An 8,145-nucleotide genomic window follows, 5' to 3' on the forward strand; every position below is an offset into this window, starting at 1 on the left:
AATCTGCACTAAGGCAGCGTGTTTAGCATTTTTCACTTCAGGCGCAATGAAGCGCACACTTCTCGTCTTGACGGGGCGGCCCCGATAAGGGCTACACAGTTGCGCATCACAAGGCGCTGGCGGGACATATGACGGAAAACACTTCAACGGCGATCATGGTTCTGGGCATGCATCGCTCAGGGACTTCAGCGCTCACGCGGATTCTCAACCTTCTGGGCGCGGATCTGCCTGAGGATCTGATGCCGGCCAATGCGTACAACAAGTCCGGCTATTGGGAGCCCACGGGCGTGGTCGCCCTGAACGACGCCTGGCTGGCCAAAGCCGATGCGGCCTGGGACGCGCCCTTCCTGCAAGATGAGACGCTCCAAGGGGCGCTGCCGCGAAACGCCGTCAAGGCGGCGACGGACACCCTCCAGACGGCGTTTGGCGAAGGCCATGAGCTGATCGCCGTGAAAGATCCGCGCTGCACGCTTTATGTACCCACCTGGCGACAGGCGCTTGAGCGGGCGGGCTATGCACCGGCGCAATTGCTGATCCACCGGGATCCGGCGGAAGTGGCGCAATCGTTGGCGCACCGCGACAAATTCACGCCCGATGAAGCGGGGCTGTTATGGGCCTGGTACAGCCTGAAAGCGCTCAAGGCGTTTCAGGCCAATGGCGGCGCGGTGGTCAGCTATTCAGCTTTGCGCCAGGATTGGCGGGCGGTCATTGAAACGGTGCGCTCGAGTCTTGGGCTTGACGGGCTCAAGATCACGCCGGACGCCGCGGCTAAGGTCGACGCGTTTCTCACGGAGCCTCGGTCTCGCGCTGAGGCTGATTTCAGCGCTGGCGTGGCCGAACTGCTCACCGCGATCTCTGATTTGCACGACAAGGCGGAAGCCGGAAACCTATCGGATGATCTGGATGCCGTGGAAGACGAGGTCTTGCGCCGCGCCGGTCAAAGCCGCGCCGCCATTTTGCGCGTCCGGGCCGAGGGCCACAAGCAGGTCGCAAAAATTGAACGTGAGCGCGACAAAGCGCGAGAGGCGCAAAAGCAGACCGAAGCGACTCTGACGGAGGAACGCGACCAGGCGCGCACCGCTTTTGAGAAAGCGGAGGGTGAGAAGCAAGCGACTTTGACGCAGCTCCTTAACGCCTCGAACGCTTTGGGGAATTTGAGAAATGAGAACCTCAGTCTCTCATCGCAAATTTCCGAACTGGTGAATGATTTTAAAGCGCTCGAAATCTCTGTTCGCGCCTATCAGGACCACGCTCAATCGCTGGAACATGAGCTGGCGAGCACCCAAGCCGATTACGTCGCCGCTGATTCCGAACGCCAAGCCTTGCGCGCAGAGGCCGTGCGTCTGAAAGCCATCGAGAACAGCTCGATCTGGAAAGCTACCACGCCGATCAGGGCTGTGATGACGCGCCTTCCTGGCGTCCGAAACTTCATCCGGCGCGGTCTGAAAGCTGTCTGGTGGACGGCGACGGGGCAGATGGCTGCGCGTCTGCGCGCCCGCAAGGCGTCACAGCTCGCCGCCCAGCTTGATGCTGCGCGCGCCCCTGAAAGCGGCGCGTCCGCGACGTCTCCCCGCTCGCAGATCAAGACCCTCAACAGTGTGCTGACCGAAGAGTATGGCGATGCGGCGAGTTATATCCCCGAACTGATCAGCCGTTATGATCTCGCCTTTCAGTCAGAGGGCCAGCCGCCGATCAAAACGGTCGTGGGCGATGAGGCCGCGCGCAAGCTGGCGGAACGGCTGGCGAAAATTGCGGCGAAGCGCCCTGTCGCGTCGATGCCGGACGTCTCCATCATCATTCCGGCCTATAATCAGATTTCCTACACGCTGGCCTGCATTGAGAGCGTCTTCGTCAGCAATCCGCAGGCGAGCTTTGAAATTCTGGTGGGCGATGACCAGTCCACAGACGGCACTCAGGCGGCGGCAGAAGTGCCGATGGATCATGTGCGCTGGGTGCGCCACGAGACCAATCAGGGTTTTGTCGGCAATTGCAATCTGACCGCGGAACAGGCGTGTGGTCGGCATGTGCTGATGCTCAATAATGACACGCTGGTGCTGCCCGACTGGCTGGATACGCTGGTGGAGACGCTGAACGGCGATCCCAAGGTCGGTCTGGTCGGCTCCAAGCTGATCTATCCCGACGGCCGGTTACAGGAAGCGGGCGGGATATTCTGGCAGGACGGTTCCGCCTGGAATCTGGGCCGGTTTGACCACCCCCGACGTCCAGAGTTCAGCTATGCCCGGGACGTGGATTACATTTCCGGGGCTTCCATCGCATTGCCCCGGGCGTTGTGGGACAAGCTCGGCGGTTTTGATGATATCTTCCGCCCGGCGTATGCCGAGGATGCGGACCTGGCGTTCCGCGTACGCGCCGAGGGGCTGCGCACCGTCTTTCAGCCCCGTTCCATGCTGATCCATTTCGAAGGGGTGAGCTCGGGCACGGATCTCGCGTCCGGGGCCAAGGCGTATCAGGTGAAAAACCTCGAACACTTACGCGACCGCTGGTCGGACGTGCTGGCGGCGCACCGTCCCAACGGGCAGCAGCCCGAGCGCGAGAAAGAGCGCGGCGTTACAAAGCGTGTGCTGTTCATCGACATGACGACGCCCGAACCCCAGCACGACGCGGGGTCGCTGGTGGCGGTGGAGACGATGCGGGCTCTGCAGGCGCTGGGCTATAAGGTGACCTTCGTCCCGGTCGATAATTTCCTGTGGACCAAGGCGTATTCCGCACCGTTGCAGGCGATGGGCGTCGAGACGATCTATCACCCGTTTTATTCGCGCTTCGAACCGTTCATCACGGCGCGGGGGGCAGAGTTTGATCTGGTCATCGTGCACCGTTTCTCCGCCGCCGAGCGCGTGATGGGCGCCTTGCGCACTCACGCGCCGCAAGCAAAAATCGCCTTCATGCCCGCGGATTTGCATTTCCTGCGCGAGCATCGGGAGGCTGAACTGGCCGATGATGCGCTGGCCCAGGACTCCGCGGCGCAGACCAAGCTTCGAGAGTTGGCGATCATTCGTGCAGCGGATGCGGTGCTGCCGCATTCGGACACTGAAATCGCGCTGCTGGATGAAGAGGCGCCGGAAACGCCCGCGTTCAAATTGCCCCTGATCTATGATCCTGAGCCAATCGCAGCGGGCTTTCATCGCCGCTCGGGAATTGGCTTTCTGGGCGGGTTTGGGCATCCGCCGAATGTGGACGCCGTCGACTGGTTCTTGTCTGAAGTCTGGCCCGAGGTGCGCGCCCAGAAGCCGGATGCGCGCTTTGTCCTGGCGGGCAGCAAGATGCCCGATCGCCTCAAGGCGCTGGATGGCAAGAATGGCGTGAAGGTGTTGGGCTTTGTCGAAACAGTCGACATCTTCTTCAGTGAGGTCCGCGCCTCGGTCGCGCCGCTGCGCTATGGCGCGGGCGCAAAGGGCAAGGTCGCAGCCAGCCTGGCGCTGGGCACGCCTTGCATCACAACGCCGATCGGGGCGGAGGGCATGGGATTGACCCCGGGGGTCGATGTTCTGGTCTCTGAGGACGCAAAAGGCTTCGTGCGCCATATCCTCGCCATGCTTGACGATGAAAACCGCTGGAATGACGTGCGTCAGGCCGGCGTGGAGTTCGCCCGTCGGGAGACCTCGCGCGAGGTCGTCCGGACCCGTTTGTCAGACATGCTGGCGCAGTTGAAGCTGAGCTGAAGGCCGGGCGCAGAGATTCTTTCAGGCTCGCCCTGTCACACTGCTTGAACTTTTGCCGTTAAAGGCGGATTTTAAGGGCATGAGTGCGCCTGAACCCCCTGCCGCCGACGATCCGTTGGCTGATGCCGTCGACCGGCTGAATCGGGCCGTGTCCCGTGTTGGCGCGCGTCTGGATGACTACCAGCTGCGTTTGAGCGCGGCTGCTGGCGATGTGGAAGCGGCGCGTGATCTCGATGATGACCGCGCCCGCTTGGCTGCAGCGCTGGATGAGGCGCAAGCGCGCGAAGACGAACTCCAGGCCGCCGCGACCGACGCTGCGCAAGCGCTTGACGCCGCCATGAGCGACCTTCAAACCCTGCTCGCCGCGAGCGACGATGCAGAGGAGACAGCGTGAGCAAGGTCACCATCTCCCTGAACGGACGCGCCTTCACCATCGGCTGCGAAGAGGGCCAGCAGGCCTATCTGCGGGAGCTGGCGGGACATCTGGACACGCATGTGCGCGATCTGGCGAACAAGGTGGGACAGATCGGCGATGTGCGCCTTCTACTGATGGCGGCCCTGATCGTCACCGATGAGATGCGCGAGGCCCGGGGCAAGGTCGATGAACTGGAAGACACGGTTCTGGACCTCAAAGGGAAGGTGTCTCAGGCCGACGCCCGCCGTCGTGCGGACCGGGCGCGGGCTGCGGAAGCCCTCATCAGCGCAGCCGAACAGCTCGAATCCATGACCGGCGTCCAGGCGGCGACCGATGCGATGACTGCGTCACCGGAGCCGTCTGATGGAGAAAGCGCTTGAGCGCGAGGCCCCGCGACCCCATCTATATCAGCGGCGGTAGCTGGACCGTTCGACAGGTCTTAACATCCCGAGGACCTTACATCTCTGAGAGGGAGCTGCCTCTGGACTGGACCGTGGTCCTATCTAAGCGGCGCCCACCTGGTTTACCGGGTCATCAGGGTTGGAAAACGACCACCGGCGGAATTGGCGCCGCCACCTTGCCTTTCCACCTTTCATGCTGACGGCCTGGCGCAAGACAAACGCCAGGCGCGCGGCGCGGGCCGCGCGGGCGGCGGCCTACGCCAAAGAGCCCGACGCCGGGCGCAGGCTGGTCGAACACTTCCCCGACAGCCTTTGGCCGAAGGTTCGGCAAGTGGTGGCGGGGTACGCCGCGATCGGCGACGAGATCGACCCTCAGACCTTGCTTGAGACCTTCGCGCTGGAGCAGGCGCGCATCGCCCTGCCCTGCGTCGTTGGCAAGGATCAGCCCCTGACCTTTCGAAGCTGGACGCTCGACCAGCCTTTGGAGCCCGGACCGTTCGGGACGCGGCAACCGGGGGCGGACCATGCTGAACTGAATCCGAGCCTCATCCTTGTGCCTCTCGTCGGATTTGACCTTAAGGGGCGGCGACTGGGTTATGGCGGCGGGTTTTATGACCGCACTCTGGAAAAGCTCAAACAATCGGGTCCCTTGACCGTCGTCGGACTGGCCTATGCCGCCCAAAAGCTGGCCAAAATTCCCGCCGAGGCGCACGACATACGTCTCGATTGGGTCGTCACGGAGCAGGGCGCGCACCAGATCGCCCCCTGAACCGCATTACAAAGCGGCAAGCTGGCGTTCACGCCATTGACCCCAAGCCGTCCTGCTGTCTGACTTGCGGTGCAAAATCAAGCGGCGGAATGAATGAACGCGCTCGCCTCCCCTTCATTTGCGGCGGTTTCCATGTCGAAACTGACCGGCGAAATCAGCCCGACTGTGCTGAAATGGGGGTCGGGCGCTATGGCGGCGGCCTTGCATCTGGGGTTAGGCGCTGCGGCGCTCTATCTGTTGCACGCGCCAAACCCGCAGCCTCTTCCGGATCGTACGATCCATCTGACAATGGTGACGGTCCCCGAAGTCGAGCCCGAGCCCGTTGTGGAGCCTCAACCCGTCCTGGAGCCGCTGCAAGAGGCGCCAGAGCTCACTTCTGATGCATCGCCTGCCGAACCTGCTCCTGCGCCCCAGCGTCAGGCCGAGGTTGCAGCGCCGGCCCCTTCGCGACCCTCTGATCCGGCGCTGCAACAGGTGCTGACGGCGGAAGGCGGACAAGCGGGCTGGGCGCCGGATACCGGCCCGGCCGTCAGTGAACGCACGGCGGGCGCCTTGCGCGGCCTGTTGTGTGCGGGCGGATCTGAGCATACGCGCGCCGCCGCCGGCTGCGATCCAGCGGCGCAAACCGATCCCAATGGCTACGCCGCTTATGCGGATGCTGCAGGCATCGCGCAGATCGAGGCGGCCTTCGGCCCGGTCGAGAGCCTGGGCTATGCCGGCGGCTCCACCGTTGATCTGGGGAGTTTCGCTCTGCCCGGGCAGGTGAACACCAACCAACCCCATTACTTGTCTGGCGTGCATTCCGCCTTCGGACGGTTGCCCGTGTCAGACAAGGCGCGCGATCCAGGTTTTGGAGATTGAGCCAGCCTGTCACGGGCGTGACCGCGCGCCGCAGCGCGAACCATTGGCAAGACCTCGGCTCCGGCCTAGAACGCCCTCACGTATCAACTGCACGAAGCGAGACGGCGAATGGGCGCGTTCACGGAAGAGGAAGTCATTGCGGTTCGGCATTATACCGACCGGCTGTTTTCATTCCGGGTGACCCGCCCTCAGAGCTTCCGCTTCCGGTCGGGCGAGTTTGTGATGATCGGCCTGATGGTCGATGGCAAGCCGCTCTTGCGCGCCTATTCCATCGCCAGCCCGGCCTGGGACGAAGAGCTTGATTTTTACTCGATCAAGGTGCCCGACGGCCCGCTGACCAGCCAGCTGCAGCATATCGAGCCCGGCGATAAAATCCTGATGGGCAAGAAGTCTGTCGGCACGCTGGTGCTCGATGCGCTGGAGCCGGGCAAGCGGCTCTATCTCCTCTCAACCGGCACCGGCATCGCGCCTTTCGCGTCTGTCATCCGGGACCCTGAGACCTATGAGCGGTTTGATCAGGTGATCCTGACCCATACCTGCCGCGAGGTCGCCGAGCTGACCTATGGCAAGGAGCTGGTGGACGCCGTGCGCGAAGACCCGCTGGTGGGCGAGTTTGTCGGCGACAAGCTGGTCTACTACCCGTCCGTCACGCGCGAGGAGTTTGAGCGCAAGGGCCGGATCACCCAGCTGATGGATGACGGTGTCATTTATGACGAGCTGGGCGTTCCGCCGCTCAACCCGGAAACGGACCGGGTGATGATCTGCGGCTCCATGGAAATGCTCAATTCGTGCAAGGAGCGGTGTGACCGTGCGGGCTTGAAAGAAGGCTCCAACGCACGTCCGGCCCAATATGTGGTCGAAAAATCGTTTGTGGGTTGAGACTGGACCCTAGGTAGCGTCTTGGATTGCAACTCACGACTAAATCCAAGCTATCGTTCCTGCGCTTACCCCCCTACATTATTAGCTGTAAGTAGGGAGAAGCATATGTCGAATGATAGATCGAAACAGAGGCGTGGCATCTGGAAAGCGGACAGCATCGGTGGCTTAGAGGCGTATGCGCAAGTAGCTGATGTTAATGGCGGAAATGAAATGCCACTTGACGAAAGCCTGTATCGCGCGCGCGGTTATGAGCCGCCCTTTGATGTATTGCCAACACAAGCTGAGTATGAGGCGCGGCGCAAGTAGGTAAAAATAGTAGATGCACAATGCTTAGTGATTTACCGGTGTTATTGCAGCGGTTGGTAAATTTTCTAAATGTTGTTGTGATTTCATAGACGTGTAAGATTCCAGTAAATGAGGCTTTTCACAAGCACAGCTCTGAATTTTCATACTGACAAGAGCTAGTCTCGCTGGCCTAACACGCCCGCTTCGCCTATATCCGCACGCCTGAGCAAGGATAGGCGGTTTCATGCGTATTGCGTTTTTTGGTGATGTGGTCGGCAAGTCAGGGCGGGACGGGTTGTGCGACGCGCTGCCTGATCTGCGCAAACAGCTCCAGCTCGATTTCGTCGTGGTCAACGCCGAGAACGCAGCGGGCGGTTTCGGCATCACCGAAAAGACCGCCAACGAGATGTACGACGCGGGCGCGGATGTTCTGACGCTCGGCAATCACGCCTGGGACCAGTCCGAAACCCTGTCGCACATTGAGCGTGAGCCGCGGCTGCTGCGCCCGGTCAATTACCGCGAGGGCACCGCACCAGGGCGCGGAGCGGGGCTTTATGACCTGCCGGATGGCCGCCGGGTTCTGGTGATGAATGTGATGCTGCGCCTGTTCATGCAGCCGCTGGAAGATCCGTTCGCCTCGGTCAGCCACGAGATTGATTCGTGCCCGCTGGGCGCGGTGGCGGACGCCATCATCGTCGACATGCATGGCGAGGCGACGAGCGAGAAAGTGGCGTTGGGCAATTATTGTGACGGACGCGCCAGCCTGGTCGTCGGCACCCACACCCATGTGCCCACCGCCGATCACAGGATCCTGCCCAAGGGCACGGCCTATCAGACCGATGCGGGCATGTGCGG

Annotated in this window: 8 protein-coding genes and 1 other RNA gene; all 9 read left to right on the plus strand. The window is 62.0% G+C overall.

Features of this window, described 5'->3' with window-relative positions; translation table 11 throughout:
• The first annotated feature begins 128 nt into the window (after positions 1 to 128).
• On the plus strand, positions 129 to 3,680 hold the full coding sequence (locus B3M53_RS00580) for a glycosyltransferase (RefSeq protein ID WP_273020117.1): 3,552 nt from the start codon (positions 129 to 131) through the stop codon (positions 3,678 to 3,680).
• A gap of 79 nt (positions 3,681 to 3,759) precedes the next feature.
• Complete coding sequence (locus B3M53_RS00585; RefSeq protein ID WP_022700435.1) at positions 3,760 to 4,074, plus strand: DUF4164 family protein; 315 nt, start codon at positions 3,760 to 3,762, stop codon at positions 4,072 to 4,074.
• Positions 4,071 to 4,475, plus strand: a complete 405-nt coding sequence (locus tag B3M53_RS00590; protein ID WP_022700434.1) for a cell division protein ZapA — start codon at positions 4,071 to 4,073, stop codon at positions 4,473 to 4,475. The genes B3M53_RS00585 and B3M53_RS00590 overlap by 4 nt, the downstream gene beginning before the upstream one ends.
• A gap of 34 nt (positions 4,476 to 4,509) precedes the next feature.
• Positions 4,510 to 4,669, plus strand: a non-coding RNA gene (ssrS, locus tag B3M53_RS00595) — 6S RNA.
• A 20-nt stretch (positions 4,670 to 4,689) separates the two neighbouring features.
• Positions 4,690 to 5,265, plus strand: coding sequence for a 5-formyltetrahydrofolate cyclo-ligase (locus B3M53_RS00600; RefSeq protein ID WP_286799448.1), 576 nt, complete (start codon positions 4,690 to 4,692; stop codon positions 5,263 to 5,265).
• Between the two features lie 132 nt (positions 5,266 to 5,397).
• The gene (locus B3M53_RS00605) at positions 5,398 to 6,126 is read left to right on the plus strand and encodes a hypothetical protein (RefSeq protein WP_273020115.1); all 729 of its coding nucleotides are present in this window, start codon (positions 5,398 to 5,400) and stop codon (positions 6,124 to 6,126) included.
• Positions 6,127 to 6,234: 108 nt separating this feature from the next.
• Positions 6,235 to 7,005 (plus strand): ferredoxin--NADP reductase, encoded by a 771-nt coding sequence (locus B3M53_RS00610; protein ID WP_273020114.1) that lies wholly within the window; start codon positions 6,235 to 6,237, stop codon positions 7,003 to 7,005.
• A gap of 105 nt (positions 7,006 to 7,110) precedes the next feature.
• Positions 7,111 to 7,311, plus strand: coding sequence for a hypothetical protein (locus B3M53_RS00615; RefSeq protein ID WP_273020113.1), 201 nt, complete (start codon positions 7,111 to 7,113; stop codon positions 7,309 to 7,311).
• Between the two features lie 223 nt (positions 7,312 to 7,534).
• A partial coding sequence (locus tag B3M53_RS00620; protein WP_286799450.1) for a TIGR00282 family metallophosphoesterase occupies positions 7,535 to 8,145 on the plus strand: 611 nt, incomplete at its 3' end.

This window comes from Oceanicaulis sp. UBA2681, assembly GCF_002354675.1.
In the GTDB taxonomy this organism is placed as follows: domain Bacteria; phylum Pseudomonadota; class Alphaproteobacteria; order Caulobacterales; family Maricaulaceae; genus Oceanicaulis; species Oceanicaulis alexandrii.

What these genes read in the sequence shown, in the direction of transcription:
- B3M53_RS00605 (WP_273020115.1), top strand. Translation starts at nt 5,398, where the DNA reads ATGTCGAAACTGACCGGCGAAATCAGCCCGACTGTGCTGAAATGGGGG.
- B3M53_RS00585 (WP_022700435.1), top strand. Translation starts at nt 3,760, where the DNA reads ATGAGTGCGCCTGAACCCCCTGCCGCCGACGATCCGTTGGCTGATGCC.
- B3M53_RS00600 (WP_286799448.1), top strand. Translation starts at nt 4,690, where the DNA reads ATGCTGACGGCCTGGCGCAAGACAAACGCCAGGCGCGCGGCGCGGGCC.
- B3M53_RS00610 (WP_273020114.1), top strand. Translation starts at nt 6,235, where the DNA reads ATGGGCGCGTTCACGGAAGAGGAAGTCATTGCGGTTCGGCATTATACC.
- B3M53_RS00580 (WP_273020117.1), top strand. Translation starts at nt 129, where the DNA reads ATGACGGAAAACACTTCAACGGCGATCATGGTTCTGGGCATGCATCGC.
- B3M53_RS00615 (WP_273020113.1), top strand. Translation starts at nt 7,111, where the DNA reads ATGTCGAATGATAGATCGAAACAGAGGCGTGGCATCTGGAAAGCGGAC.